Genomic DNA, 230 nt, shown 5'->3' with positions numbered 1-230 from the left:
GAACAGCTTGTTGATGAGGGAGCCGCGCGTGATCTTGCCGATGATGGGCAGCTCGCGCGACGGGCTCAGGCCCGACACGTACTGGGGCGTCACCGCGGTGTCGTCGATGACCACGCCCACCGCCTTCGAGGAGGCCTTGACCGCGTTGGCCGCGACGTCGTCGATCGACGAGGCCGTGACCTTCGCGAGGGTCGCGATATCGTCGAGCAGTGCGACAAGTCCACCGGACA

General features: G+C 66.5%; 1 protein-coding gene. It reads right to left on the bottom strand.

Features of this window, described 5'->3' with window-relative positions; genetic code table 11:
* On the bottom strand, positions 1–230 hold a 230-nt coding region (locus QP415_RS13165), incomplete at both ends, for a DUF808 family protein (protein ID WP_285100371.1).

This window comes from Pauljensenia sp. UMB3104, from assembly GCF_030217285.1.
GTDB lineage: Bacteria > Actinomycetota > Actinomycetes > Actinomycetales > Actinomycetaceae > Pauljensenia.
Note: the sequence above shows the minus strand (reverse complement) of the source record. Positions and strands in the feature narration are given on the sequence as shown.